Consider the following 24,919-nt stretch of genomic DNA (forward strand, 5'->3'; position numbering starts at 1 on the left):
TTCAGACGGCATATTCCGATTGAAAAGATGATGACACTGAAAACCGCCCCGCTCAAACGCCGCTTTGCCGCCATGCTGTATGAGATGCTGCTGGTTGGTGCGGCAACCTGTTTGGCAGCATTGCTTGCCGGTATCGCCGCCATTTTCCTCAATCCTGTTTCTACCCTGCTTTCCGCCTTGGTAACCAGTATCCTGATAATGGGTTCGTGGTGGGTGTATTTCCGCACCAACTGGCACGGACAGGGGCAGACTTTGGCAATGAGGACATGGAAAATCGGTTTGTGCGATGTTAACGGTATGCAGCCGTCTTTGCACCTGCTGCGTCTGCGCTTTATTTGGGCGTGCATATTCATTGTCTTCATTCCTATGCTTGCTTATGCCGGATTGCGCCACTTCCTCGGCATTCCACCCAAGGGCGCAGCCGGCGCGGCATTGGTTTGGCTGATTTTGCCGTGGGGGTTCGCCCTGCTGAATCCCGATCGGCAGTTTCTGTATGATTTTCTTGCAGGAACAAGATTGGTGGAGGTCAAAGGAAAGCCCTAAGCCTTTATACCGCAAAGGTTTCAACCTGAAAAAATGCCGTCTGAAAGGGCTTTCAGACGGCATTTGGTTATCGGGAAAACCGATTATTCGATATTTTGCACTTGTTCCCGCATCTGCTCGATTAAGACTTTCAGTTCGACCGAGGCTCGGGTGCATTCGGCGGCAATGGATTTGCTGCCCAAAGTGTTGGCTTCGCGGTTTAATTCCTGCATCAGGAAGTCCAGCCGTTTGCCGCTGCTGCCTTTGTGTTCGGTAACGATGCGGCGTACTTCGTCGATATGCGTGCGCAGGCGGCTAAATTCTTCGTCGATGTCGGATTTTTGAATAAAGAGGGCAAATTCCTGTTGCAGCCTGTCATTATTGATGTCTCCGACTGCTTCGACGAGGCGCAAGCAGATTTTTTCTTTATGCGCTTCCACCAGCGCGGGGAAGATTTCGCCCAATGCCCCGATGATTTCTTCCATAGCCTCAAGGCGTTGCAGCAGGTGCTCGCCCAATTTTTTCCCTTCGCGCCGGCGTGTGGCGGTAAAGTCCTTCAGTGCCGAATCGGTCAAATCGGCAATAACCTTTGCCAATGCGTCCGTATTTTCCCTTTGGCTTGCCAATACGCCCGGAAAGCGCAAAATATCGGCAACGCCCAGTTTTGCCAAATCATAATGCTTGCGGAGGTCTTTGTTGATTTCGGCAAGCTGTCCGACCAGATCGCGATTCAGTTCCAAAGACTGATTGCCGTTTTCCGCATCTTGAATTTGAATTTTGCATTCGACTTTGCCGCGCGCGATATGGGATGAAATTTTCTCGCGGATACCGCTTTCCAAATGGCGCAAATCATCCGGCATCCTGATTTGAATGTCCAAAAAGCGGTGGTTGACGGCGCGGATATCGAGGTTGATGCGTTTGCTGCCGCACTCTGCCGCCGCGTTGGCAAAGCCGGTCATGCTGTGGATGTGGGTCGTCATATTGTCTTCCAAATTCCGTTAAAACAGTATCGAATATATCATATCTGCCCGCACGCCGGCGTTGAGGGGCGGAAAAATTAATGTTTGAAGGCGCACATATGAAAACCCGTGCCTTTGTTTGCCCGAGGGGCGTAATGTCCGAAAACGGATTGGGAAACAGCGGTCGGAGACGGGGATGACGGCAAAGATGATTTTTTCAAGCTGCTGGCTGCAAATGCCGATTTATGCGGGGCTGATTGCGGTTCGGGCGGTTTATGCCTATGCATTTTTGAAATCCCTGTGGAACTTGGCAACCGAAGCGGGTGTTTTGGATGCGAACGCCATTATGTCGGCAGTGTCGAACCTGATTGATGCGGCGATGATTGCCGAGCTGATGACGATGGTTCTGACGGGAGTGCGAAACCTTTGCCTCCTGCCTGCGGATCGGCAGACATTCCGACCGACCGGAATGTCGGGCAACGTGAATGTTTCGGTTTTTGAAGTGGGTCTGCCGCTGCCGATTATCGGCATTTCGCCCGTCCGTCTGCTGCAAACGTTCATCAACGCGGGTAATGTGTCGGAAAAGCAAGCGATGCGGCAGTGCCCGATTCATCCGTGTTTCCCCGTTCCGGCAATGGCGTTGACGGATAAAATCGCGTATGGTGTGCATCGGTGTCCCTATGGAAAACCCCCGCCAAGCCGTCTAGGTAGGGGTTTTTCGCAATTTCCTTAACGGTCGGGCATCCTGCTTTCGTGGCAGTAGGGTTTAGGTTTGCCCGAGGGGTGCAACCTTTTACAAATCAGGGTGGCATACCTGAAAAACACCTTCAACAAAAAAAAGCGGTACAAAGCGAGCTGGATTTACAAAGAACCGTCAGCCAAGATTTTAGTAAAAATGTTCAACAAGCCAATACCGAGATTAACCAACATTTAGACAAACTCAAAGCAGACAAAGAAGCAGCCGAAACAGCAGCAGCCGAGGCATTAGCCAATGGCGATATGGAATCTGCCAAACGCAAAGCCCATGAAGCTCAAGATGCGGCAGCAAAAGCAGATAATTGGCAACAAGGCAAAGTCATTCTCAACATGTTAGCCTCGGGCTTGGCTGCGCCGACCCAAAGCGGAGCGGGCATCGCTGCGGCTACCGCATCGCCGGCCGTATCGTATGCGATTGGACAGCACTTTAAAGATTTAGCCGGTCAAAACGCGAATGGCAAACTAACCGCCAGTCAAGAAACCGCACACGTTCTTGCCCACGCGGTATTAGGAGCAGCGGTTGCCGCAGCAGGAGACAACAATGCTCTAGCAGGAGCATTGAGTGCTGGTGGGTCGGAAGCGGCTGCGCCTTACATCAGCAAATGGTTATATGGCAAAGAAAAAGGAAGCGACTTAACGGCGGGAGAGAAAGAGACTGTAACAGCGATTACAAACTTATTGGGTACGGCTACGGGTGCGGCAGTCGGCAACAGCGCAACAGATACGGTGCAAGGCAGCCTGAATGCGAAGAGTGCGGTGGGGAATAATGGTATTTTGGATAGAGATGGGTTTACCCCTGATGAAAGAATACAAAGAGACTTTTTATCCTCATGTATAAAATTATCTTCTCGGCAAGAATGCCAAAAGCGTTTTGAACAAAACCAACAAGAAAATATTAAAGTAATAACTTTATTCATGGTTGACTTTGTTCCAGTAATTGGGGATATGAAAGGGTTTGCAGAAGCAAAAACAAAAGGAGATTATTTTTTGCCGCAATGGGAGTTATTCCCCTATATGGAGATGCTCTCAAAAAAGTGCATCAAGCTGAAAAAGCATATGAAGCAGCAAAAGCAGCAGGCAATACCCAAAAGATGGTTGAAGCTATGCAAGATGCGCGTAAAGGCGCTGATTTACCTTATGAACCACAAAAAATTAGAACGGAACTAGAAAAAAGATATGGGGCAGAAAATATTACATCTACAACAGTCCCTCGTAAACCACAACAGAGTGTAAACAATCAAAATAAATCTGATTATACTTCAACTGTTACCTCCAATTTAAGTGGAAAATCAGTTCGTGTAGATTATAAAGACCCTGTTTCAGGGAAAAGTTTGGTAGCTAATATTGCTTATGATAGCCGTGGTTTGCCTATTTTCGATAATGTAGCGAAATTTACCACACGATTAGATACTTCTTTATCAACTACCGGACAAATGAGAGCGGCTACAAGAAGCTTGCGAGATGCAATAGAAAAGGGGGTAATTCCTAAATCAAATTTTACTAGCACACAGTTAGAAGATATTATGGCTGGAAAACGGACTATTAATGGATATATTTGGCATCATAATGCACAAAGTGCACCAAATAATATGCAGCTAGTACCGTTGGAAATACATGATGCAGTTAGACATACTGGTCAAAATGCATTAAAAAAGGACGTTAATCAAGGAAATGAATAATGAAAAAATTAAATATCTGGAGAGATGAAGGAAAAGTTTCTACTTCAATCATTGAAAAATTTGCAGAAAATTTAGGTGTAACATTCCCTAGATCGTATATATATTTGATAAGTGAACATGATTATTTATATCCCGAAGAAGATTGTTTTATTTTTATTGATAATGATAAAAACACAGATAACAGAAATATTTTATTTTTAGGATATAAAAAAGATGCCTCCAGTCATGAAAATATCTATACCTATTCATGCATTGATGATGAATATGGCTATGGAAACCAAGTTGTTGCATTTGGAATAAGTGCAAATGGCGATTATATTTGTTTTGATTACCGTAAAAATTCAAGTAATCCATCCATCGTACTTATGTATCATGATGAATTTTACGAAGATGAACTAGGTAATACCAAGATGATTACAGTTCCCATCGCACCTGATTTCGATAGTTTTATAGATAAACTTTATCAAGATGTAGATTAACTGGCACTACTAGCCAGCATAGCCTGTGTAACCAACCAAAAAAGTGAAATGGTAGGATGTGCATTCATGCACACGCGGTTTTGGTTTCTCTGAACTCGGTTTCAGGCTGCCTTAAAACCACTTACCTACTTTTTTGTTTTAACTAATCGCAATCCTAAATTATGCCCACAAACCCACCTCTAAACCTCCTCTCCCCCAAGCTATTTTCCAATGAACCATGGAACGAAAGCTAAGTACTCAGTGTCATCACATGGCTGTGGTATCAATCCCCCATGCATCGCCAAGTGCCTATTGCCGGATGCCGGCTTATGTGTTGCCTATGTAAAAAAAGAAAATCAACTCACCGGAAAAACCAAGCAAAAGGAAATAAGCAATGGATACGAATAACTATGACAAAATTATGCCTTTTAAGCCTGAAAACAGAGAAAGTGAGCTAAAAATCGCCGTAAGATTCCAACGAAGATTGATACCATCAAAAATTGTATATTTTTATACAGGTTTTACGGGATTATTGGCTTTTTTACAGAAATATCAAATTCTTCATATCTCTAACTTCAATAAATTAATGGATTGGCTCATGCTGTTATTTGTATTGCTCGGTGTATATAGTGTGATTTCTACAGTTTTTTTAACTATTTGCCCCTATTGCCACAGATTTCAAAAACAGTTTAATGGAAAAGTAATCAGTGTCGATAATCAAGAAATAGCCTGCAATCAAGGAGTAGTTCCATTTATTCATTATTGTAATCGATGCAACGCCCCACTTTCACCAAAAGCAGTAACAGATTATTATGAAAAGAAAGCGTGAACGTACAATGAATAGAGTAAATAATGGTAAATAAAACATGGTTACGATTAAAAGTAAAATTAGGAGAGTTTTGTCTTGGGGCTATTCCTTTATTGATTATTTTGTTTTATTTTGGAGATACTAATGAAAAAAATGATGGTGAGATTGGAATAGCTAAAATCAAGCAAACCCATGCAACTAATTTTATCTCTGATATATCGAGAAGAATGGGATCTGCAACATGGGATTTGGGTAAGCCACGTATCAATCAAAGTAATGAATTTAAGTTTTCTAATGGAAAAATTAGATTTCTGCAATGTTCTCCTAATACTAAACATAATATAGAGCAGGTATTTGAGCAATACCGCTATTTAATAATTAAAGAACATAAAACCTTTGGAAAATATTTTTGCATTGATAACAATATTGTTATAAACATAGATTCGTTTGGGAATGGCTGTGATTTATTCTTTTCAATTCAATGGGATAAGTTATATTCAAATTGTTCTGAAATACTCTTGGATTTAGATTAGGCCAGCGTAGCCTGTGCAACCAACCAAAAATGTGAAATGGTAGGGTGTAATTTATGCATACGCGGTTTTGGTTCTGGTTTCGCTGAACTCCGTTTCAGGCTGCTTTAAAACTACCCACCTACCTTTTGGATGTGCCTGATACGGTTCCGCGTGTTGCAAAATGCCGCCCGTTTCAAACCGCTTCGGCTGCTTCGGTCAGGAAACCGCGCAGTTTCTGCATGGCTTTTGCTTCGATTTGGCGGATGCGTTCGGCAGATACGCCGTATTCGGCGGCAAGCTGGTGCAGCGTCAGTCCGCCGTCGTCTTGAAGCCAGCGGCTTTCCACAATGCGGCGACTCCTGTCGTCCAATTGCGCCAAGGCGTTTTGCAGGCCTTCGGTTTGCAGGGCGTAATGCGCCTGTTTGGACAGTTGGCGGCTCGGTTCGGAATCGTGGTCGGCAAGCCAGTCGATGGGGGCGAAACTGTCCTCGTCGTCGCTGTTGTCTGCCATGATGGCGATGTCGTGTCCCGTCATGCGCTGTTCCATTTCCAGAACTTCGGAAAGTTTGACACCCAAGTCGTCGGCAATGCTTTGCGCTTCTTTGGGGGATAGGGCGTTGAGGTTTTTACGCATACTGCGTAAATTGAAAAACAGCTTGCGTTGCGGCTTGGTGGTGGCAACGCGGACCAAACGCCAGTTTTTCAGGATAAATTCGTGAATTTCCGCCTTAATCCAATGTACGGCAAATGAAAACAGGCGCGCACCCCTGCCGGGTTCGTAGCGTTTGACCGCCTTCATCAGTCCGATATTGCCTTCCTGAATCAGGTCTGCCTGATTCAGCCCGTAACCGTCATAGCCGCGCGCGATGGAAACGACGACGCGCAGGTGGGACAGGATAAGCTGTTTGGCAGCATTGAGGTCGCCTTTGTGTTGGCGTTCGGCAAGGCGTGTTTCTTCCTCTTGGGTCAGCATGGGAATGCTGTTGACGGTGTGGATGTATTGTTCGAGGCTGCCGTTGCCGCTTTGGATGGCGGGTAATGCGAAAGCGTTATTCATTTGAGGCATTTCCTTTCGGCTGAAACTGCGTATCGGCGGTTTGGTGTGTTGGGATGCAGTATATCACTGCTTGGATTGTGTTTCGTACGTTTGATAAAAGATATGCGGTAGGGGTTGATAAATAAGGAAATTTTATATCTGATTTCGATTGATTTTTTAAACCTGATATTTTAGGTCGATTTGGATATTATATTACATTCGGTTCTGTATGTAAACAGTATCATGGAAAAGACTGTCCGCTTTGGCGGACAGTTCCGGCATTAGGATTTTTTGTTTCGGAAAAGGCAGCCTGAAACCGAGTTCAGAGAAACCAAAACCGCGTGTGCATAAATTACACCCTACCATTTCACATTTTTGGTTGGTTGCACAGGCTACGCTGGCTTAATCTAAATCCAAGAGTATTTCAGAACAATTTGAATATGACTTATCCCATTGAATTGAAAAGATTAAATCACAACCATTCCCAAACGAATCTATGTTTATAACAATATTATTATCAATGCAAAAATATTTTCCAAAGGTTTTATGTTCTTTAATTGTTAAATAGCGGTATTGCTCAAATACCTGCTCTATATTATGTTTAGTATTAGGAGAACATTGCAGAAATCTAATTTTTCCATTAGAAAACTTAAATTCATTACTTTGATTGATACGTGGCTTACCCAAATCCCATGTTGCAGATCCCATTCTTCTCGATATATCAGAGATAAAATTAGTTGCATGGGTTTGCTTGATTTTAGCTATTCCAATCTCACCATCATTTTTTCCATTAGTATCTCCAAAATAAACCAAAATAATCAATAAAGGAATAGCCCCAAGACAAAACTCTCCTAATTTTACTTTTAATCGTAACCATGTTTTATTTACCATTATTTACTCTATTCATTGTTTTCTCAATCGATATGTTGTACCATGACTGAAAGAGGCATTTGGTGTACCTATACCTGTTTCTACTGCCCATCTACCATCTCTTGTTTTTATAATTTTAATATTCCCACCCCAATTGCCAAAACTTACTGTAGTACTTTCCCCTGGTAAAAAATCATTTGTTTCTTTTTTCCAAATATCAGATATTTCTTTTGTATAGTGTAATTTAGGGTTAGGAACATAGACACCTTGCTGGATAAGTTCATTACATTATGAAAAGTATCAGTGTGATAAGGGTCAATATTCCTATCAACGGCCATGAGCTGCCGGCTTTCATATAGGGCGTTTCACCGGTATAGCCTTTGATGTGTCCTTCCAATATGGTTTCGGTATCGGGTTGTGCTTGGGCAATAATATTGCCTTTGGGTGCGATGATGGCGGTCGCTCCGGTGTTGGTTGCGCGAACCATATAGCGTCCGAGTTCCATAGCCCGCGCCTGCGATTGCTGGAGATGCTGGTACATGGCGTTGGATTTTCCATACCAAGCCATATTGCTGACATTGGCAAGCAGTGTGGCATCTTTGGCGGCGGCAATCAGTTCGTCGCCGAATCCGTCTTCGTAGCAGATGTTGAAGGCGATTTTTTGGTTTTTCATCATTAGGGCGGATTGCTTGCCGCCGCCTTTGCGGAAGTCGGAAAGGGGCATATCCATCATTTTGTAAAGCGGCGTGGTCAGGAAGGGCAGCGGTTTGTATTCGCCGAAGGGGACGAGGTGGTTTTTCGCGTAGTAGGGGATGCCGTCCTGATTGTTTTCCTGATAACCGGTCAGGTTGATGATGGCGTTTTCGTAACCGTTGCCGTCCGAAGTGTATTGGCTGATGCCGACGGCGAGCGTGCTGCCGTTGTTTTGCGCCTGTTCGGCAAATTGCGCCAGTATGTTTTCCGGCAGGTTTTGGCGCATGACGGGGATGGCGGTTTCGGGCAGGATGACGATGTCGGCAGTGGTTTTGCCGACCTGTTCGTAATATTTCTGTATGGTCGGGATAACTTGGTCTTCACGCCATTTGATGGTTTGGGCGATGTTGCCCTGAAGCAGGGCGACAGTGCTGCGGCTGCCGTCGGGGCGGGTAAAGTCGGTTTGTTGGGCGGTGTAGCCTGCGGCAAGCAGGGCGGCAATCAGGATAATTGGAAGCAGGCGTTTGCCAGAACGTACGGTGTTGTCGATCGCCAAAACCAGCCAGACACCGAGAAAGGCGGTTGCCAGTGTAACCATATGGATGCCGCCCAAGGGGGCGAAACCCGCCAGCGGGCTGTCCGGGGTGATTTGGGAGTAGCCGATTGCGCCCCAGCCGAATCCGGTCAGGAAACGTTCGCGGGCAAACTCGGTCAGCGTCCACAGGATGGGCAGTACCAGACCGGTCTTTATGCCCCGGGGCAGGGTAAATTTTTTCCACAGCCAGAAACACAGTGCCGGATAGAGGGCAAGGTAGGCGGGCAGCAGGAAGGTCAGCGGTACGGCATAGAGGTCGGGCAGGCCGGAAACGTCGTGCAGGGCAGTGTGTATCCAGTAGAACTGTGTCGTGTATGCGGTCAGACCGAACAGGTAGGCGGAAGAGGCGGCAAAACGCGGACGCAGTTCGATGAGGCGGACGAAGGCGCCGAAAATCAACGGCATCAGCCAAAAGTGGTAGTAGGGTGCGAAGGTGAAGGGGGTGGTGGCGGCAAAAAGGATGAGCAAAGGCCAGTAGAGGGCGGGGTGCCGCCAGTATTTGTCCAGTTTGGAAAACATATTCGTCTGTCTGTTCGGAAGATGCCGCCTGAACGTCTTTCAGACGGCATCGGTATTTGAAAAAGGAATCAATGCCTGCCGAAACGATTCATCAGCGGCAAGGCGGGGGCGCAGGCAATCGAACCGGAAAGCAGTCCGACAACGAGGTTGGCGAAGTATTCCGCCCAGACAGCCTCCCATTGTTGCGCGTGCAGGAAATCGTGCAGAAGGCCGAGGTTGTGGGCGACCAGTCCGCCGCCGGCAAGAAACATGGCAAGCGTGCCGACCACGCTCAAACCGCGCATAAAGCAAGGCATAAAGGCAGTCAGCATTTGCCTCGAACGGCGCGAAAAGGCTTGTGGGCGGCGCATCAGCAGCATGCCCAAGTCGTCGAGTTTGACGATGACGGCGACGATTCCGTACACCAAAACAGTCATGCCGATGCCGATTGCCGCCATCACGAGCGAGCGCGTTATCAGGCTGTATTGCTCGACCACGCACAGCGCGATGATGATGATTTCTGCGGACAGGATAAAGTCGGTACGGATAGCACCTTTGATTTTAGCCTGCTCGTCAACCGCCGTTTCGCCACCGTCATTATGCACGTCATGTCGGTGCAGAAACTTGTGCGGCAGCTTTCCCACGCCCTCAAAGCACAGATAAATCCCGCCTGCCGTCAAAAGCGGCGTAATGAGTTGCGGCAGGAAGGCGGAAAGCAGCAGAGCCGCAGGCACCAAAACCGGCTTGTCGGCAAAAGAACCTTTCGCCACCGGCCAAACAATCGGCAACTCGCGTTCTGCCGATACGCCTGTAACCCGGTTGGCATTGGATGCCAAATCGTCGCCGACCACGCCGGCGGTTTTCTTTGCGGCGGCTCTGGTCACCAGGGCAATATCGTCCAAAACGGCGGTGATGTCGTCCGGCAGAGTAAATAGTGAGGCAAATGCCATTAAAGAATCCTGAAATGCGGCGCAAAGTCCGACATTATATAGGAGAACGCGGGTTTGGGCGGTCTCAAGCGGCATGAAACAGGAAAATGCCGTCTGAACGCGGTGGCGGACATGAAATAAAGTTTCGTGAAAAGAAAATGCCGTGTTACAATCTTTCGATTTTAATTTCATGAATTTTAAGGGAGAATCTTTGGCGTGGATTGGATGAACAGCCTGTTTCTGCTGGGTGGCGCACTGTTGTTCCTGAGCGTGGTTTCGACCACTTTGTCCGCACGTTTGGGAATGCCTTTGCTGCTGGTGTTTCTTGCCGTCGGCATGCTGGCGGGCGAGGAAGGCGTTGGCGGCATTGCTTTCAATAATGTCGTGATGGCGAATTTCATCAGTCAGCTTGCTTTGGCGGTTATTCTGCTCGACGGCGGTTTGCGGACGCAGCTTTCCAGTTTTCGGATTGCGTTGAAGCCCGCGTCGGTACTCGCTTCGTGGGGCGTGTTTGCCACCGTGCTTCCGCTGGGACTGTTTGCAACTTTTTACCTCGGTTTGGATTGGAAGTTCGGCGTGCTGATGGCGGCGATTGTCGGTTCGACCGATGCCGGCGCGGTATTCAGCCTTTTGCGCAACAGCGGCGTGCGTTTGAACGAACGGGTGCAGGCGACTTTGGAAATCGAATCGGGTGCGAACGACCCGATGGCGGTTTTTTTGGTTACGGCACTGATTACCATGATTATGCAGCCGGCGGAATCGGGTGCGGCGGCGTTTGTCCGGATGCTTGCGCTGCAAATCGGTTTCGGTCTGCTGACGGGTTGGGCGGGCGGAAAGATATTGGCAAAGCTGGTACGCCGTCTGAATCTTGCGGAAGGTCTGTACGCGCTGATGATTGTGTCGGGCGGGCTGCTTGTGTTTGCGTTTACCAATACCATAGGCGGCAGCGGCTTTTTGGCGGTTTACCTTGCCGGCATCATTGTCGGCAACCAGCGCAACCGTGCGACGGAACACGTTTTGCGCGTGATGGACGGTTTGGCTTGGCTGGCACAGGCAACCCTGTTCGTCATGCTCGGTCTGCTGGTTTCTCCCGCCAGCGTGTTGGACAGGGCGGTGGAAGCCTTGGCGATTGCGGCGTTCCTGATGCTGGTCGCGCGTCCGCTGGCAGTGTTCGGTGGTTTGTGGAAATTCAATTACAGCCTGCGTGAAAAGGCGTATATCAGTTGGTTGGGCTTGCGCGGAGCCGTACCGATTTCGCTGGCGATGATGCCGCTGGTGACGGGCGTTCCCAATTCGCACCTGCTGTTTGATGTGGCGTTTGCCGTGGTGGTGCTGTCGCTGCTGATTCAGGGAACGACGATTCCTGTGATGGCGCGGCTGTTGAAGGTTGCCATGCCCAACAAGCCCGAACCGAAAGATACGCATGATATTTGGCTGGCGGAAAAGGAAATTGTCAGAATGTCGGCGTTTAAAGTGGTTGCCGAATCTGAAGCGGAGGGACACCATCCCGATACGGTCGAACCGATTTCCGATTCGTTTGACGCACGCTGTTTCGCATTGATACGCAACGGCAGCCGAATCGAAATGCAGTCCGACACCGTGCTTCAGGCGGGGGATTTGGCGTGGTACATCCTGCCCGACGGTAAGGTCGATAAAATGGCGAAATACTTTACCGAGACGGATATCGGCGTCCGTGAGAATTTTGATTTCTTCGGCGAGTTTGTCGTTTCGCCGGCAGCACGTTCGGGCGATTTGGCACTTGCTTACGGTTTGAAGCTGGAAGCGGGCGAAGAGGGTTTGAGCCTTGCCGAGCTTTTCGATAAGCGTTCCGACAGTCAGGAGCCGGTCGAGGGCGACCGTATTGACATCGGCGGCTTTATGCTGACCGCGAAGGAGGTTGACGGGGACGGCAATATCGGGTCTATGGGTCTGAAAGTACCGCGTTAGAAAGGTTTGGTTTGAATGCCGTCTGAAGCCGGATTGCCGGTTTCAGACGGCATTTTGTCTGTTTAGTTTTTTTTGCCTTTTGCCTGTTTTACGTCTTTTTCGGTAACGCTTCCGCCGCCGTTGTTAAAGGCGTTCATGATATAAGTGGCGACGGCGGCAATGTCCGCATCGCTGATGGCGGTTGCGGGCATGAATCCGTTGTAGGTTTTGCCGTTGACTTTGATTGTACCGTTGATGCCTTTGACCATGCTGTGCAGCAGCACCTGCGGTTTTTTCATGATGAAGTCGGAGCGGTAGAGCGGCGGAAACATGGTTCCGCGGCCTTCGCCTTTTTTGCCGTGGCAGGCGACGCAGTTGGATTCGTACACTTTTTGCCCTTTTGTCATGATGCTGTTGTCGGAGGCAGAAGCGGCGGCGCAGAGGCAGCACAAGACGAGGGCGGTCGGCAGTCGGGTTGTGTTCATTGGTGTTTCCTTAATGTTTGAAACCTTGTTGTTGATTTTGCGTAGCGGGTGAAAGATTTTCTTGCCGAATCGGTAGTAAGGTTGTACTTGATGTGTTGTCCGGCATAGATGCCATCATACGCTAAAGTAGCGGGAAAATGCCGTCTGAACACGGCGTTCAGACGGCATTTTAGACATGGGTCAAACAGTTTCAACGCCAGCCGCCAAGGTTTTCTTCGGCAAGTGCGACGAGTGCGTCTATCCAGTCGGGGTTGTCGTTGAGGCAGGGGATGTAGCGGTAGCTTTTACCGCCTGCTTCATAAAACTGTTCCCGCCCCATCAGGGCGATTTCTTCCATGGTTTCCAAACAGTCTGCCAAAAAGCCCGGGCAGAATACGTCCAGCTCGGTTACCCCCTGTTTGGGCAGTTTGCCGAACAAATCCTGCGTGCTCGGTGTAACCCATTTTGCCCTGCCGAATTGGCTTTGGAATGATACGGTATATTCGTCTTCGGTCAGTTCCAGTGCTTCGGCAAGCAGTCCGGCGGTATGGCGGCATTCGTCGGGATAGGGGTCGCCGAGGTCGTAGTGCTTCTGCGGTACGCCGTGAAAACTCAACATCAGTTTTTTCCCACGCCCGTGTTCCGCCCAATATCGGAGGATGTGGTTTTTCATCGCATCAATGTAGCCGGCGTCGTCATAAAAGCGCGAAACGGTGCGGACGCTCATTTGGTTCCGTTGGCGCAGCAGTTGTTCGCATACTTTATCTACCGCCGCTCCGCTGCTGGAAGCGGCATATTGCGGATACAGGGGAATCGCAAGTAATCTGCCTACACCTTGGGATTTCAGCTCCGCCAATACATCCGCTATCGAAGGATTGCCGTAAGTCATGGCGTGGCGGACGATGAGGTCGGGCATACGTTCGGCAAGCGCGGCAGCTTGGCGTGCTGTGTAAACTTCTAGGGGCGAACCTTCCTTAAACCAGATTTTTTCATAGGCGCGCGCGCTTTTTTTGGCGCGGAAAGGCAATACGATGCCGCGTAAAACCGGCTGCCACAGCCATTTGGACAGTTCGACGACGCGCAAGTCCGACAAAAACGATTTGAGGTAGGGGCGGACGGCGCCGGCAGTCGGCGCGTCGGGCGTGCCGAGGTTCAACAGCAAAACGGCGGTACGGTTTTGTTGCGTATAAGAAAGGGAGGGTTCTGGAAGGAATGGAAGCATGATCGGTTTCTGAAAAATAGTGCGGGTAGGGTAAAGCGGCAAAATGCCGTCTGAAGCGGCTTCAGACGGCATTGCCGGGAATCAGTCCGCGCCGCGCGCGCGGTTTTCGTGGAATTGCGCCTGCCAGTCGGCAAATTTGCCTTGTTCGACGGCTTCGCGCATTTCCGCCATGATGACTTGGTAGAAATGCAGGTTGTGGATGGTGTTCAATTGCGCGCCCAAGATTTCGCCGGCGCGGTGCAGATGGTGCAGGTAGGCGCGGCTGAAGTTTTGGCAGGCGTAGCAGGTGCAGCTTTCGTCTATCGGACGCTTGTCGAGCTTGTGTTTGGCATTTTTGATTTTCAAATCGCTGAAACGGGTAAACAGCCAGCCGTTGCGCGCATTGCGGGTGGGCATCACGCAGTCGAACATATCGATGCCGTGCGCCACGCCGTACACAAGGTCTTCCGGCGTGCCTACGCCCATCAGGTAATGCGGTTTGTGTTCGGGCAGCATCGGACCGACGGTGCGCAGCATACGGTACATTTCGGGTTTGGGTTCGCCGACGGACAAGCCGCCGACGGCAAGGCCGGGAAAATCAAATTCCTCCAAACCGCGCAGCGATTCTTCGCGCAAATCCTCATACATCGCGCCTTGCACGATGCCGAACAGCGCGTTCGGGTTTTTCAAATCTTCAAAGGCTTTTTTGCTCCGTTCCGCCCAGCGCAGGCTCATTTGCAGCGATTTTCGCGCCTGTTCGCGCGTCGCCTCGCCCGGCGTGCATTCGTCCAACTGCATCGCAATGTCCGAGTTCAAAACCGTTTGGATTTTCATAGAAATTTCAGGCGATAAAAACAGCTTGTCGCCGTTGATCGGGCTTTTGAACGTACAGCCTTCTTCCGTCAGCTTGCGCATATCCGACAAAGAAAAAACCTGAAAACCGCCCGAGTCGGTCAGAATCGGTTTGTCCCAGCCGATAAAACCGTGAAGCCCTCCAAAGCGTTCGATGACCTCCAAACCCGGACGCAACCATAAATGATAAGTGTTGCCCAAAATAATTTGCGCCTTGATGTCGTGCAGGTTTTGCGGGTTCATCGCTTTGACCGAACCATATGTGCCGACCGGCATGAAAACCGGCGTTTCGATTTTGCCGTGGTTCAACTCCAGCGTGCCGCGTCGGGCGAGACCGTCTTTTTTGTGTAAAGTAAATTTAAGCATAAGATTGAATGTCAGTTGGGCGACAGGGGTCGAAATATATTTTAAAAGACGGCATTATAAATGATTTCCCACGGTTTTTCAGACGGCATTCCCAAATCTTGCCACAATGTTGCATAAAGAAATGCACATACCTCTTGCAAAAATTAAAACGACCCGATAGAATGCAAAAATTCTTTGAAGGCACGTAGCTCAGTTGGTTAGAGCACCACCTTGACATGGTGGGGGTCGTTGGTTCGAATCCAATCGTGCCTACCAAATTCCCATAACGGCATTTATGCCGTTATTTTTTAATCTTTCGGAGCGTTTGATGTTGAATATTACCTTGCCGGACGGCTCAGTCCGCCAATACGAATCCCCCGTTACCGTGGCTCAAATTGCTGCGTCTATCGGTGCCGGTTTGGCGAAGGCGGCAGTGGCAGGCAGGGTAAACGGCAAATTGGTCGATGTGTGCGATCCGATTACCGAAGATTCAAGTGTCCAAATCATTACCCCGAAAGATCGCGAAGGCGTTGAAATCATCCGCCACTCTTGCGCCCACCTTGTCGGTCACGCAGTCAAGCAGCTTTATCCGGATGCAAAAATGGTTATCGGCCCCGTCATCGAAGAGGGCTTTTATTACGATATTGCTACGGAAAAACCGTTTACGCCCGAAGATGTTGCCGCCATCGAAGCGCGTATGAAAGAATTGATTGCACAAGATTATGATGTGGTCAAAATCATGACCCCGCGCGCTGAAACCATCAAAATCTTCCAAGATCGCGGCGAAGAATACAAACTGCGCCTGATTGACGATATGCCCGAAGTGGAAGCAATGGGTATGTATCATCATCAGGAATATGTCGATATGTGCCGCGGCCCACACGTTCCGAATACCCGTTTCCTGAAAAACTTCAAGCTGACCAAGCTGGCAGGCGCATACTGGCGCGGCGACAGCAACAATGAAATGCTGCAACGCATCTACGGCACGGCGTGGGCGACAAAAGACGAGTTGAAAGCCTATATTCAACGTATCGAAGAAGCCGAAAAGCGCGACCACCGCAAACTTGGCAAGCAATTGGATCTGTTCCATCTGCAAGACGAAGCGCCGGGTATGGTGTTTTGGCATCCCAAAGGCTGGGCTTTGTGGCAAGTGATTGAGCAGCATATGCGTAAAGAGCTGAACGTCGCAGGTTATAAAGAGGTCAAAACGCCTCAAATTATGGATAAAACCTTTTGGGAAAAATCCGGCCACTGGGAAAACTACAAAGACAATATGTTCGTGACCAGTTCGGAAAAACGCGAATACGCGGTGAAACCGATGAACTGTCCGGGTCATGTGCAAATTTTTAATAACGGTTTGCGCTCATATCGCGATTTGCCGATGCGTTTGGCCGAGTTCGGTTCTTGCCACCGCAATGAACCAAGCGGTGCACTGCATGGTCTGATGCGTGTTCGCGGTTTTGTGCAAGATGATGCGCATATCTTCTGTACCGAAGATCAAATCGTTGATGAAGCACGTGCATTCAATGAATTGCTGGTTCGTATTTACAAACAATTCGGCTTCCATGATGTTGCTGTGAAGTTGTCCCTCCGCCCTGAACAACGTGCAGGTTCTGACGAAGTTTGGGATAAGGCCGAACAAGGCTTGCGTGATGCATTGACCGCCTGCGGCGTAGAATGGGAAGAATTGCCGGGCGAAGGCGCGTTTTACGGGCCTAAAATCGAATATCACGTCAAAGACGCATTGGGGCGTTCTTGGCAATGCGGTACATTGCAACTGGATTTCGTCTTGCCGGAACGCTTGGATGCAGAATATGTCACCGAAAACAACGGTCGCGCCCGCCCTGTAATGTTGCACCGCGCCATTTTAGGTTCATTGGAGCGCTTCATCGGTATTCTGATTGAAAACCATGCAGGCTCATTCCCATTGTGGCTTGCACCGGTTCAAATGGTGATTATGAACATCACCGAAAATCAGGCAGATTATTGTCGCGAAGTGGCTGCCAAATTGCAGGCGGCAGGATTCCGTGTCGAATTAGATTTGCGTAACGAAAAAATCGGTTACAAAATCCGCGACAACAGCCAATACCGTTTTCCTTATCAAATCGTTGTCGGCGATAAAGAGAAACAAGAAAACAAAGTTGCGGTACGCCGCAAAGCAGAAGACTTGGGTTCTTTGAATCTCGATGAGTTTATCGCAATGTTGCAACAAGAAAATCAAAAAATACTTGTCTGATAAGAATTCAGACGACCTGAATATTTATTTTCGGGTCGTCTGAATTTTGGATAAGTAAATAGTAATTTTTATGCAGCTAAACGCGGACGATGTTCATTTGTTACGTTATTTTTGCTCCTTCTGCCGCATTTTGGGCAACGTCCACTGCTCTGCCAAAAAGTCTTGTCGGGCTTACCGAAACGAGCTTCATATTTTTGGCAACTATCTTGCCATGCTTCGCGCAGATTATCGGCATCTTCTTGCCCGCGCATACCGAAATATGGGAAATGGTGTAAAAAATAACCAAAGATATTTTGACAATCTTCTGCGTATTTCTGCGTATCTAAGATATGCAGATGCCAAAAATCATCAACCATACCAGATGGGACAATGGCTTCATCAGGATATTCAAGACACAAGGTGAGATATTTTCGGTACTCTTCGGCAATGTTTTTTGCCATCTCCAAAGTCCAGCCGAGTCCTTCTTCTTTGTCCATGGCTTTGACCATCATTGGTTCTAAATCAAGATTTTCGATTGTTTGGGGAAACATTTAATTACCTTCTATGTTAAGTGGTTGGTTGGAGAAAATTTTTGTAAGTTTAGAGTAGAGTGGTTTCTTGAGCCAGAGCAGAGAATTGATAGTAGATATCTTAAATGCTCCTACCTGCTAGTCATAAAAGAGAGAGTTATATGAAGATAAATGAAAAAATAAAATGGATACGGGAGCGGAGTGGTCTATCCCAAGAAGATATGGCAGAGAAATTAGGTTTGGCAACGAGTACCTATTCAAAGATGGAACAGGGACGTATCAATATCAGTTTGCAGCGATTGGAGAAAATTGCCTCCATTTTGGGAATGAATACGGTCGACTTATTGGAGAATGGCGGTCATTTGGTCTGCTTAGTAAGTGAAAACAACAGCTCCAATTATTATGGAGTATCAGCGGAGCTATCGGCAGAGTTAGAGCGCTATAAGTTAATGTTGCAGCATAAAGACGAACTGATTGAGAAGCAAAGGGAGCTATTGGAACAACAAAAAAGAGAATTAGCTGCTTTGAATGAAATTATCGCTCTCATGAAAGGAAGGTCTTCCTAGTGCGTATTTACGTTCTTATAGTTATGGCAAAATATCGTTGCAGGTATTTTCAGATAGCTTGAAAAAGGGTAGAATTTCAAGATTTAGCTACGGTTAAAGCTGATTTAACCTATTATCTTATTAATTTTTATAGGAGTATTCATCATCGCTCAAGAACGCGAAGCACGAATCAACGGCGAAATTACCGCCAAAGAAGTGCGATTAATCAGTGAGTCAGGCGATCAGCTTGGTGTCGTTTCAGTTCGTGAAGCTCTGGCTATGGCCGAAGAGCAAGATGTCGATTTGGTAGAAATTTCCCCGACTGCCAAACCGCCTGTATGCAAACTGATGGATTACGGTAAATACAAATACCAACAAGCCAAGAAGCGCGACGAAGCCAAGAAAAACCAAAAGCAGGTACAAATTAAGGAAATCAAATTCCGTCCGGGTACCGATGAAGGTGATTATCAAATCAAAATGCGCAACATCAACCGCTTCTTGGCTGACGGCGATAAAGTCAAAGTAACACTCCGTTTCCGTGGTCGTGAAATGGCTCACCAACAACTCGGTGCGCAACTTTTAGAGCGCGTAAAAGAAGATTTGGCGGAAGTAGCCCAAATCGAATCCTTCCCTAAAATGGAAGGCCGCCAAATGGTGATGATGATTGCGCCGAAGAAAAAATAAAGCTATAATGCAAGGCTTATTTCGATTGCCGCTCGGAATAAGGTTTAATTAGCGGCAAAAACCGTGGTATTTTGGGTTCCAAGTGTTTGAAATTTATTTCAAAACCCCTTATACCTTATCTAATAACGAATGGAGTTTTCCAATGCCTAAAATGAAAACCAAGTCTAGCGCGAAAAAACGCTTTAAAGTACTGGGCAACGGTGGTGTAAAACGCGGTCATGCGTTCAAAAGTCACATCCTGACCAAAAAAACCACTAAAACTAAACGTCAATTGCGCGGCACCGCTATGGTGGATTCACGCGATTTGGCTTCTGTTGCTAAAATGTTGCCCTACGCTTAAGGAGTTTAGAATATGCCACGCGTAAAACGCGGTGTTACCGCTCGTGCTCGTCACCAAAAAGTCTTCGCGTTAGCCAAAGGCTACCGCGGTCGTCGTAAAAACGTTTACCGTGTTGCCAAACAAGCGGTAATGAAAGCCGGTCAGTACGCATACCGTGACCGTCGCCAACGCAAACGTCAATTCCGTCAACTGTGGATCGTTCGTATCAACGCAGGTGCTCGTGAAAATGGTCTGTCTTACAGCAAATTCATGAACGGTCTGAAACGCGCTGCTATCGAAATCGACCGCAAAGTATTGGCTGATTTGGCTGTATTCGACAAAGCTGCATTTGCACAATTGGTTGAAAAAGCTAAAGCTGCTTTGGCTGCTTAATTCGATAAGATTATTTAAAAAGGAAGCTTGTGCTTCCTTTTTTCTTTTCTTAAGGAAATTCTATGTAGTTGATTTTCTTTCTTTAAACTCTATTTTTTTATACTAATTTGCGATAAAATAGGCCTCTCTTATCAAACGGATTGGCCGTAGTAAGACAAAAGGCCGTCTGAACGGGTTTGCAATCAAATCCAACAGACGGCTTTGTTGTTTCAGACGGCCTGCTATCAACAAACAGACGATAAACCACTATGGAAAATGTAAACCGTATCGTTGCAGAAGGTATTGCCGCTATTGAAGCCGCGCAAGACTTCAATGCCTTAGAACAAATTAAAGCACGCTATCTTGGTAAAACCGGCGAATTGACCGGGCTTTTGAAAACTTTGGGTCAAATGTCTCCTGAAGAGCGTAAAACCATAGGCGCGCACATCAACGAATGCAAAAATCAGTTTCAGACGGCCTTTAATGCCAAACGCGATGTCCTGAATGAAGCCAAGTTGCAAGCCCAATTGGCTGCAGAAGCCTTAGATATTACTTTGCCGGGCCGTGCGCAAGAACATGGCGGTTTGCATCCAGTTACTTTGACTTTGCAACGTGTGGTCGAGCTGTTTCACGGTATGGGTTTTGAAGTGGCGGACGGCCCTGAAATCGAAGACGATTTCCACAATTTCCAAGCATTGAATATTCCTGCAAATCACCCTGCGCGTGCGATGCAAGATACTTTCTACGTTGAAAACGGCGACGTTTTGCGCACACACACTTCGCCTATTCAAATCCGCTATATGCTCGACAAAAAAGAGCCGCCTATCCGCATTATTGCCCCCGGCCGCGTTTACCGCGTGGACAGTGATGCCACTCACTCGCCTATGTTCCATCAGGCCGAAGGTTTGTGGGTTGAAGAGGGTGTGACTTTTGCTGACTTGAAAGCAGTGTTCACTGACTTTATCCGTCGCTTCTTTGAACGCGATGACCTGCAAGTGCGTTTCCGTCCGTCTTTTTTCCCATTTACCGAGCCTTCTGCTGAAATCGACATCATGGGCGAAAACGGTAAATGGTTGGAAGTAGGCGGTTGCGGTATGGTACATCCTAACGTGTTGAAAAATGTGAATATCGACCCTGAGAAATATACCGGTTTTGCCTTTGGTATCGGTCTCGACCGCTTCGCCATGTTGCGCTACAACGTGAACGACTTGCGCCTGTTCTTCGATAATGATTTGAACTTTTTGAAGCAGTTTAAATAAATTTAAGATGGTCTTTTAATAGGCCGTCTGAAAAGTGAATAGATATTACTGATTTCGTCTGATAAAGATTTGTTTCAGACGGCCTGATAGTAGAGAAAATAATATGCAATTTCCTTATTCATGGCTGAGAACTCAAGCCAATCCTGATCTTTCTGCCGATAAACTGGAACATCTTTTGACCATGGCCGGTTTGGAAGTGGAAGAAATCGATACTGCTGCTCCTGCTTTCAGTGGCGTGGTTGTTGCCGAAGTAAAATTCGTTGAGAAACATCCTGATGCAGACCGTTTGAACGTTACCCAAGTTGATGCCGGTATGGGCGAGTTGGTTCAGATTGTTTGTGGTGCGCCGAATGTCAAGCCGGGTATTAAAGTGCCGTGTTCGTTGCCGGGTGCCGTTTTGCCGGGTAACTTTAAAATTAAGCCGACTAAAATGCGCGGCGTACCATCAAACGGTATGTTGTGTTCGACCAATGAACTGGGTTTGCCTGATGATGGTGTAGACGGTCTGCACATTTTGCCTGAAGATGCGCCTGTCGGTGCCAACATCCGCGAATACTTGGATTTGGACGATACGCTGTTTACGTTAAAAATTACGCCTAACCGCGCCGATTGTTTGAGTGTTAAGGGCATTGCGCGTGAGGTTTCTGCGTTGACTCAATGTGCGTTTACGCCTGTTGAAATTCAGACGGCCTCTATCGGCAGTGAGAAAAAACAGGCTGTCCGTATTGATGCACCGGCCGATTGCGGCCGTTTTATCAGCCGCGTTATTGAAAATGTCAATGCGAAAGCGGCTACTCCCGATTGGATGAAACAACGTTTGGAGCGCAGCGGTATCCGCAGCATTTCTGCATTGGTGGACATCGGCAACTATGTCATGCTGGAAATCGGTCAGCCTATGCATGTTTTCGATGCTGACAAGCTGTCCGGCAGTTTGATTGTCCGCCGTGCTCAAAATGGCGAGACTTTGGCGTGTCTGAACGAGAAGACGGTTACTTTGGCTGACAATACACTGGTGGTCGCTGATGAAAAAGGTGCGTTGAGCTTGGCTGGTTTGATGGGCGGAGAGGCAAGTGCGGTTTCTGATGACACGCAAAATATCGTACTGGAGGCGGCTTGGTTTGCTCCGGAGATTATTGCCGGTAAATCCCGTCAATACGGTTTTGGTTCGGATTCTTCTTTCCGTTTTGAACGTGGCGTGGACTATCGTTTGCAAGCTGATGCCATTGAGCGTGCCACCGAATTGGTGCTACAGATTTGTGGTGGTGCAGCCGGTGAAATGGTTGAGGCACAAGGAAAATTGCCTGAGGTAAAACAGGTCGAATTGCGTTTAGGCCGTCTGAAAACAGTATTGGGCGTTGAAATCCCTGCCAAGCAAGTCGAAATTATCTTGCAACACTTGGGTTTGCAGCCTGAGAAAACCGCAGAAGGCTTCCGTGTCATTTCTCCTAGCTTCCGTTTCGACATCGAAATCGAAGCCGATTTGATTGAAGAAATCGGTCGTGTTTACGGTTATGAAAATATTCCTGACGACTATACTTCAGGCCGTCTGAAAATGTTGGCTTTGCCTGAAACCAAACGCCCGCGTTTTGCGGTTTATAACGAAATGGCGGCTCGCGGTTACCGTGAAGTGGTCAGCTATGCGTTTGTGGATGAGCAATGGGAGCAAGACTTTGCTGCCAATACCAATCCTATCCGCCTGCAAAATCCGTTGGCGGCGCAGTATGCCGTCATGCGTTCTACGCTTATCGGCGGTTTGGTGGAAGTTTTGCAAAACAATTTGAACCGTAAGCAAAACCGTGTACGCGTATTTGAAATTGCCCGTGTGTTCAGCAAAGATTCGGCTGATCAATTTGTTCAAAACGAACGTATCGGCGGTTTGTGGTATGGCTCCGTGCTGCCTGAGCAATGGGGCGAGAAAACACGCAATGTGGATTTCTACGATATGAAGGCCGATGTTGAGAGCCTCTTGAAAAACAAAGAGGTATCCTTTGTGAAGACCGAACATCCGGCATTGCATCCTGGTCGTGCCGCCAATATTGTTTCAGACGGCCGAGTAGTTGGTTTTGTTGGCGAGTTGCATCCGAAATGGCTGCAAAAATATGATTTGCCACAAGCGCCGTTGGTATTTGAAATCGATATGGATGCGGTATTGTGTCGTGAGAAAACCCGTTACCAGCCCGTATCCAAATTCCAACCTGCACGCCGAGATTTGGCATTTGTAATGCCTGAAGCTGTGACGCATGATGATTTGATAAATGCCCTGAAAGCTGCGGCGAACAAGCTGGTTCAAGAAATCAGCGTGTTTGACGTTTACCGCGGTACAGGCGTGCCTGAAGGCATGAAGAGCGTTGCCGTCAAAATCATTTTGCAAGATATGGAAAACACGCTGACAGATGAAGTCATCGAGCCGGTTATCGGAAAACTGATTGATGCGGCAACAGCAGCAGGAGCGCAACTGCGCGGTTGAGAAATAAATATTCGCTTGAATTTTAAATAGAAATTGGTAATAATCTACACCTGTTACAACAGAAGGTAATCATATGACACTAACTAAAGCCGAATTGGCCGATATTTTGGTAGATAAAGTCAGCAATGTAACCAAAAACGATGCCAAAGAAATCGTCGAACTCTTTTTTGAAGAAATCCGCAGCACTTTGGCTCGCGGCGAAGAAATCAAAATTTCCGGTTTCGGTAATTTTCAGTTGCGCGACAAACCGCAACGCCCAGGTCGTAATCCGAAAACCGGCGAAGAAGTACCGATTACCGCCCGCCGCGTGGTAACTTTCCATGCCAGCCAGAAACTCAAAGGCATGGTGGAACACTACTATGACAAACAACGTTGATTTGAAGGTTCCCGCAAAACGCTATTTCACGCTGGACGAGTTGTGTGGACTGTTGCAAATCAGCCCCTATGGTTTTGCGCAATGGCAGCATGATCACGGTGTGGTTGTCGGTTACGGCGGAGAACGCTACACCCGTTTGGATGTGGTGAAACTGTTGAAACTGAAGAACACGTTTGCACCGTATGCGGAGGGTGCGGAGTCGGGTTCGGACGGCAACCGTCCGGTTACGCTTCAGGAAATCGGAGACGGTCTGAAAGAGCTGTTGGCGGATTTGGATAAGGAATTGTGCTGATTTGAGGCCGGTTGCAGGTATGCAGCCGGTTTTGTTTTACACGCAAAAAAATAAGGGTCTGTCCTAGATAACTAGGATAAACCCGATTTTACTAATTGTTTTAAAATGGAAATTTGAACTTTTATCTCACTGTTGTTAAAACGCCATTCGCACTCCTTTAAATACAGCTCAAAATGCTCTTTAGGAATGCCGTTAAACTTGCGTAAATGACGTTTTGCCCGGTTCCAAAAGTTCTCAATTCCATCGATATGGTTTTGTCGTTCGGCAAAATGTGTGCTGTGATTGATACGAAAACGAAGTTTCAGCGAAGCTAAAATGGCTAAATTCGCCCACATCCAATACATCATAGCTACGATAACAATCCGTATAAACAATGCCGTCAGGTTTCACTTGTTCACGGATAATGGGAAATGAAGTAGCGGTTTGAGTATTCGGTACAGTAACCGTATAAACCTTACCATTTCGCTTCAAAAGACCGAATACGGCGACTTTACCGGCAGCACCGCGACCGCGTTTGCCTTTGCGTTGCCCGCCAAAATAACTTTCATCTGCTTCTACTTCGCCATCAAACATTTCTAAATGCGGACTGTTTTGATAAATAAGTAATCGTAAACGATGAAAATAATAGGCAGAGACCTTTACAAAATTCCCCAAAATCCCCTAAATTCCTACCAAGACATTTAGGGGATTTTTCATGAACACCTTCTTCCAGCAAACCGCCCAAGCCATGATTGCCAAACACATCGACCACTTCCCA

The 24,919-nt window shown here is 47.6% G+C and carries 27 protein-coding genes, 1 tRNA gene and 1 pseudogene; 18 read left to right on the forward strand and 11 right to left on the reverse strand.

The genetic code is table 11. The features are described from left to right. The first annotated feature begins 27 nt into the window (after positions 1 to 27). Positions 28 to 543 carry an RDD family protein gene (locus tag Q9I99_RS04525; RefSeq protein ID WP_301668396.1) on the forward strand — a complete coding sequence of 172 codons (516 nt, stop codon included), beginning with the start codon at positions 28 to 30 and terminating at the stop codon, positions 541 to 543. A gap of 83 nt (positions 544 to 626) precedes the next feature. On the opposite strand, the gene Q9I99_RS04530 is transcribed toward Q9I99_RS04525, so the two are convergent. Continuing rightward, positions 627 to 1,502: a YicC/YloC family endoribonuclease gene (locus tag Q9I99_RS04530; RefSeq protein WP_301668293.1), complete on the reverse strand. Its 876-nt coding sequence runs from the start codon at positions 1,500 to 1,502 to the stop codon at positions 627 to 629. Positions 1,503 to 1,677: 175 nt separating this feature from the next. Here Q9I99_RS04530 and Q9I99_RS04535 point away from each other — a divergent pair, with 175 nt between their 5' ends. From Q9I99_RS04535 to Q9I99_RS04560, 6 genes are all read left to right on the forward strand, one after another. Then, positions 1,678 to 2,214, forward strand: coding sequence for a YqhA family protein (locus Q9I99_RS04535; RefSeq protein ID WP_301668292.1), 537 nt, complete (start codon positions 1,678 to 1,680; stop codon positions 2,212 to 2,214). Positions 2,215 to 2,234: 20 nt separating this feature from the next. After that, positions 2,235 to 3,404, forward strand: a complete 1,170-nt coding sequence (locus Q9I99_RS04540; protein WP_301668291.1) for a VENN motif pre-toxin domain-containing protein — start codon at positions 2,235 to 2,237, stop codon at positions 3,402 to 3,404. Then, positions 3,329 to 3,916 (forward strand): HNH endonuclease, encoded by a 588-nt coding sequence (locus tag Q9I99_RS04545; RefSeq protein ID WP_301668290.1) that lies wholly within the window; start codon positions 3,329 to 3,331, stop codon positions 3,914 to 3,916. Before Q9I99_RS04540 ends, Q9I99_RS04545 begins: the two co-directional genes overlap by 76 nt. Then, entirely contained in the window at positions 3,916 to 4,395 is a 480-nt protein-coding gene (locus Q9I99_RS04550) for an SMI1/KNR4 family protein (RefSeq protein WP_301668289.1), read from the forward strand. Before Q9I99_RS04545 ends, Q9I99_RS04550 begins: the two co-directional genes overlap by 1 nt. Positions 4,396 to 4,768: 373 nt before the next feature. Continuing rightward, the gene (locus Q9I99_RS04555; protein ID WP_301668288.1) at positions 4,769 to 5,203 is read left to right on the forward strand and encodes a hypothetical protein; all 435 of its coding nucleotides are present in this window, start codon (positions 4,769 to 4,771) and stop codon (positions 5,201 to 5,203) included. 23 nt (positions 5,204 to 5,226) lie between these two features. Next, positions 5,227 to 5,715, forward strand: coding sequence for a hypothetical protein (locus tag Q9I99_RS04560; protein WP_301668287.1), 489 nt, complete (start codon positions 5,227 to 5,229; stop codon positions 5,713 to 5,715). Between the two features lie 172 nt (positions 5,716 to 5,887). Here Q9I99_RS04560 and rpoH read toward each other — a convergent pair whose 3' ends face one another. The 4 genes from rpoH to Q9I99_RS04580 all read right to left on the reverse strand — a co-directional run bounded on the left by rpoH (position 5,888) and on the right by Q9I99_RS04580 (position 10,336). After that, positions 5,888 to 6,751 carry an RNA polymerase sigma factor RpoH gene (rpoH, locus tag Q9I99_RS04565; RefSeq protein WP_301668286.1) on the reverse strand — a complete coding sequence of 288 codons (864 nt, stop codon included), beginning with the start codon at positions 6,749 to 6,751 and terminating at the stop codon, positions 5,888 to 5,890. 381 nt (positions 6,752 to 7,132) lie between these two features. Beyond that, positions 7,133 to 7,621: a hypothetical protein gene (locus Q9I99_RS04570; protein ID WP_301668285.1), complete on the reverse strand. Its 489-nt coding sequence runs from the start codon at positions 7,619 to 7,621 to the stop codon at positions 7,133 to 7,135. 262 nt (positions 7,622 to 7,883) lie between these two features. Continuing rightward, complete coding sequence (gene lnt / locus Q9I99_RS04575; RefSeq protein WP_301668284.1) at positions 7,884 to 9,407, reverse strand: apolipoprotein N-acyltransferase; 1,524 nt, start codon at positions 9,405 to 9,407, stop codon at positions 7,884 to 7,886. 68 nt (positions 9,408 to 9,475) lie between these two features. Then, a complete protein-coding gene (locus tag Q9I99_RS04580) occupies positions 9,476 to 10,336 on the reverse strand; it encodes a DUF808 domain-containing protein (RefSeq protein ID WP_301668395.1) in 861 nt (286 codons plus the stop codon). Positions 10,337 to 10,540: 204 nt separating this feature from the next. On the opposite strand from Q9I99_RS04580, the gene Q9I99_RS04585 reads away from it, so the two are divergent. Beyond that, a complete protein-coding gene (locus Q9I99_RS04585; RefSeq protein ID WP_301668283.1) occupies positions 10,541 to 12,262 on the forward strand; it encodes a potassium/proton antiporter in 1,722 nt (573 codons plus the stop codon). Between the two features lie 62 nt (positions 12,263 to 12,324). On the opposite strand, the gene Q9I99_RS04590 is transcribed toward Q9I99_RS04585, so the two are convergent. From Q9I99_RS04590 to tgt, 3 genes are all read right to left on the reverse strand, one after another. Then, the gene (locus Q9I99_RS04590) at positions 12,325 to 12,726 is read right to left on the reverse strand and encodes a c-type cytochrome (protein ID WP_308447951.1); all 402 of its coding nucleotides are present in this window, start codon (positions 12,724 to 12,726) and stop codon (positions 12,325 to 12,327) included. Between the two features lie 190 nt (positions 12,727 to 12,916). Further along, entirely contained in the window at positions 12,917 to 13,999 is a 1,083-nt protein-coding gene (gene hemH / locus Q9I99_RS04595; protein ID WP_301668282.1) for a ferrochelatase, read from the reverse strand. A 9-nt stretch (positions 14,000 to 14,008) separates the two neighbouring features. Further along, positions 14,009 to 15,124: a tRNA guanosine(34) transglycosylase Tgt gene (gene tgt / locus Q9I99_RS04600; protein WP_301668281.1), complete on the reverse strand. Its 1,116-nt coding sequence runs from the start codon at positions 15,122 to 15,124 to the stop codon at positions 14,009 to 14,011. A 178-nt stretch (positions 15,125 to 15,302) separates the two neighbouring features. Here tgt and Q9I99_RS04605 point away from each other — a divergent pair. Continuing rightward, positions 15,303 to 15,379, forward strand: a tRNA-Val gene (locus Q9I99_RS04605). 52 nt (positions 15,380 to 15,431) lie between these two features. Continuing rightward, positions 15,432 to 17,339: a threonine--tRNA ligase gene (gene thrS, locus Q9I99_RS04610; RefSeq protein ID WP_301668280.1), complete on the forward strand. Its 1,908-nt coding sequence runs from the start codon at positions 15,432 to 15,434 to the stop codon at positions 17,337 to 17,339. 68 nt (positions 17,340 to 17,407) lie between these two features. On the opposite strand, the gene Q9I99_RS04615 is transcribed toward thrS, so the two are convergent. Continuing rightward, positions 17,408 to 17,869: a glycine-rich domain-containing protein gene (locus Q9I99_RS04615; protein ID WP_301668279.1), complete on the reverse strand. Its 462-nt coding sequence runs from the start codon at positions 17,867 to 17,869 to the stop codon at positions 17,408 to 17,410. Positions 17,870 to 18,009: 140 nt separating this feature from the next. On the opposite strand from Q9I99_RS04615, the gene Q9I99_RS04620 reads away from it, so the two are divergent. The 8 genes from Q9I99_RS04620 to Q9I99_RS04655 all read left to right on the forward strand — a co-directional run bounded on the left by Q9I99_RS04620 (position 18,010) and on the right by Q9I99_RS04655 (position 24,162). Then, entirely contained in the window at positions 18,010 to 18,414 is a 405-nt protein-coding gene (locus Q9I99_RS04620; RefSeq protein WP_301668278.1) for a helix-turn-helix domain-containing protein, read from the forward strand. A 141-nt stretch (positions 18,415 to 18,555) separates the two neighbouring features. Beyond that, entirely contained in the window at positions 18,556 to 19,077 is a 522-nt protein-coding gene (infC, locus tag Q9I99_RS04625) for a translation initiation factor IF-3 (protein WP_079453755.1), read from the forward strand. Positions 19,078 to 19,219: 142 nt separating this feature from the next. Next, positions 19,220 to 19,417 carry a 50S ribosomal protein L35 gene (rpmI, locus tag Q9I99_RS04630; RefSeq protein ID WP_003675505.1) on the forward strand — a complete coding sequence of 66 codons (198 nt, stop codon included), beginning with the start codon at positions 19,220 to 19,222 and terminating at the stop codon, positions 19,415 to 19,417. Between the two features lie 12 nt (positions 19,418 to 19,429). After that, on the forward strand, positions 19,430 to 19,789 hold the full coding sequence (gene rplT / locus Q9I99_RS04635; RefSeq protein WP_003675502.1) for a 50S ribosomal protein L20: 360 nt from the start codon (positions 19,430 to 19,432) through the stop codon (positions 19,787 to 19,789). Between the two features lie 248 nt (positions 19,790 to 20,037). Then, positions 20,038 to 21,027, forward strand: coding sequence for a phenylalanine--tRNA ligase subunit alpha (gene pheS, locus Q9I99_RS04640; RefSeq protein ID WP_301668277.1), 990 nt, complete (start codon positions 20,038 to 20,040; stop codon positions 21,025 to 21,027). Positions 21,028 to 21,130: 103 nt separating this feature from the next. Next, positions 21,131 to 23,494, forward strand: a complete 2,364-nt coding sequence (gene pheT, locus Q9I99_RS04645; protein WP_301668276.1) for a phenylalanine--tRNA ligase subunit beta — start codon at positions 21,131 to 21,133, stop codon at positions 23,492 to 23,494. A gap of 73 nt (positions 23,495 to 23,567) precedes the next feature. Next, positions 23,568 to 23,870, forward strand: a complete 303-nt coding sequence (locus tag Q9I99_RS04650; protein WP_003675494.1) for an integration host factor subunit alpha — start codon at positions 23,568 to 23,570, stop codon at positions 23,868 to 23,870. After that, positions 23,854 to 24,162: a hypothetical protein gene (locus Q9I99_RS04655; RefSeq protein WP_301668275.1), complete on the forward strand. Its 309-nt coding sequence runs from the start codon at positions 23,854 to 23,856 to the stop codon at positions 24,160 to 24,162. Before Q9I99_RS04650 ends, Q9I99_RS04655 begins: the two co-directional genes overlap by 17 nt. A gap of 71 nt (positions 24,163 to 24,233) precedes the next feature. On the opposite strand, the pseudogene Q9I99_RS04660 reads toward Q9I99_RS04655, so the two are convergent. Together Q9I99_RS04660 and Q9I99_RS04665 are read right to left on the reverse strand one after the other, a co-directional pair. Next, positions 24,234 to 24,795 (reverse strand): annotated as a pseudogene (locus Q9I99_RS04660) (IS1595 family transposase); the annotation flags it as partial. Next, positions 24,728 to 24,919, reverse strand: a 192-nt coding sequence (locus Q9I99_RS04665; protein WP_301668398.1) for a hypothetical protein, incomplete at its 5' end; no start/stop codon positions are given. The gene Q9I99_RS04665 and the pseudogene Q9I99_RS04660, both read right to left, overlap by 68 nt.

Source organism: Neisseria basseii (genome assembly GCF_962707005.1).
Lineage (GTDB): Bacteria > Pseudomonadota > Gammaproteobacteria > Burkholderiales > Neisseriaceae > Neisseria > Neisseria bergeri.

What these genes read in the sequence shown, in the direction of transcription:
- Q9I99_RS04620 (WP_301668278.1), top strand. Translation starts at nt 18,010, where the DNA reads ATGAAGATAAATGAAAAAATAAAATGGATACGGGAGCGGAGTGGTCTA.
- lnt (WP_301668284.1), bottom strand. Translation starts at nt 9,407, where the DNA reads ATGTTTTCCAAACTGGACAAATACTGGCGGCACCCCGCCCTCTACTGG.
- Q9I99_RS04555 (WP_301668288.1), top strand. Translation starts at nt 4,769, where the DNA reads ATGGATACGAATAACTATGACAAAATTATGCCTTTTAAGCCTGAAAAC.
- Q9I99_RS04615 (WP_301668279.1), bottom strand. Translation starts at nt 17,869, where the DNA reads ATGTTTCCCCAAACAATCGAAAATCTTGATTTAGAACCAATGATGGTC.
- Q9I99_RS04585 (WP_301668283.1), top strand. Translation starts at nt 10,541, where the DNA reads ATGAACAGCCTGTTTCTGCTGGGTGGCGCACTGTTGTTCCTGAGCGTG.
- Q9I99_RS04530 (WP_301668293.1), bottom strand. Translation starts at nt 1,502, where the DNA reads ATGACGACCCACATCCACAGCATGACCGGCTTTGCCAACGCGGCGGCA.
- Q9I99_RS04560 (WP_301668287.1), top strand. Translation starts at nt 5,227, where the DNA reads ATGGTAAATAAAACATGGTTACGATTAAAAGTAAAATTAGGAGAGTTT.
- Q9I99_RS04650 (WP_003675494.1), top strand. Translation starts at nt 23,568, where the DNA reads ATGACACTAACTAAAGCCGAATTGGCCGATATTTTGGTAGATAAAGTC.
- Q9I99_RS04580 (WP_301668395.1), bottom strand. Translation starts at nt 10,336, where the DNA reads ATGGCATTTGCCTCACTATTTACTCTGCCGGACGACATCACCGCCGTT.
- pheT (WP_301668276.1), top strand. Translation starts at nt 21,131, where the DNA reads ATGCAATTTCCTTATTCATGGCTGAGAACTCAAGCCAATCCTGATCTT.
- Q9I99_RS04655 (WP_301668275.1), top strand. Translation starts at nt 23,854, where the DNA reads ATGACAAACAACGTTGATTTGAAGGTTCCCGCAAAACGCTATTTCACG.
- Q9I99_RS04545 (WP_301668290.1), top strand. Translation starts at nt 3,329, where the DNA reads ATGGTTGAAGCTATGCAAGATGCGCGTAAAGGCGCTGATTTACCTTAT.
- Q9I99_RS04550 (WP_301668289.1), top strand. Translation starts at nt 3,916, where the DNA reads ATGAAAAAATTAAATATCTGGAGAGATGAAGGAAAAGTTTCTACTTCA.
- hemH (WP_301668282.1), bottom strand. Translation starts at nt 13,999, where the DNA reads ATGCCGTCTGAAGCCGCTTCAGACGGCATTTTGCCGCTTTACCCTACC.
- Q9I99_RS04570 (WP_301668285.1), bottom strand. Translation starts at nt 7,621, where the DNA reads ATGGTAAATAAAACATGGTTACGATTAAAAGTAAAATTAGGAGAGTTT.
- rpoH (WP_301668286.1), bottom strand. Translation starts at nt 6,751, where the DNA reads ATGAATAACGCTTTCGCATTACCCGCCATCCAAAGCGGCAACGGCAGC.
- Q9I99_RS04535 (WP_301668292.1), top strand. Translation starts at nt 1,678, where the DNA reads ATGACGGCAAAGATGATTTTTTCAAGCTGCTGGCTGCAAATGCCGATT.
- Q9I99_RS04590 (WP_308447951.1), bottom strand. Translation starts at nt 12,726, where the DNA reads ATGAACACAACCCGACTGCCGACCGCCCTCGTCTTGTGCTGCCTCTGC.
- thrS (WP_301668280.1), top strand. Translation starts at nt 15,432, where the DNA reads ATGTTGAATATTACCTTGCCGGACGGCTCAGTCCGCCAATACGAATCC.
- rpmI (WP_003675505.1), top strand. Translation starts at nt 19,220, where the DNA reads ATGCCTAAAATGAAAACCAAGTCTAGCGCGAAAAAACGCTTTAAAGTA.
- tgt (WP_301668281.1), bottom strand. Translation starts at nt 15,124, where the DNA reads ATGCTTAAATTTACTTTACACAAAAAAGACGGTCTCGCCCGACGCGGC.
- rplT (WP_003675502.1), top strand. Translation starts at nt 19,430, where the DNA reads ATGCCACGCGTAAAACGCGGTGTTACCGCTCGTGCTCGTCACCAAAAA.
- pheS (WP_301668277.1), top strand. Translation starts at nt 20,038, where the DNA reads ATGGAAAATGTAAACCGTATCGTTGCAGAAGGTATTGCCGCTATTGAA.
- Q9I99_RS04525 (WP_301668396.1), top strand. Translation starts at nt 28, where the DNA reads ATGATGACACTGAAAACCGCCCCGCTCAAACGCCGCTTTGCCGCCATG.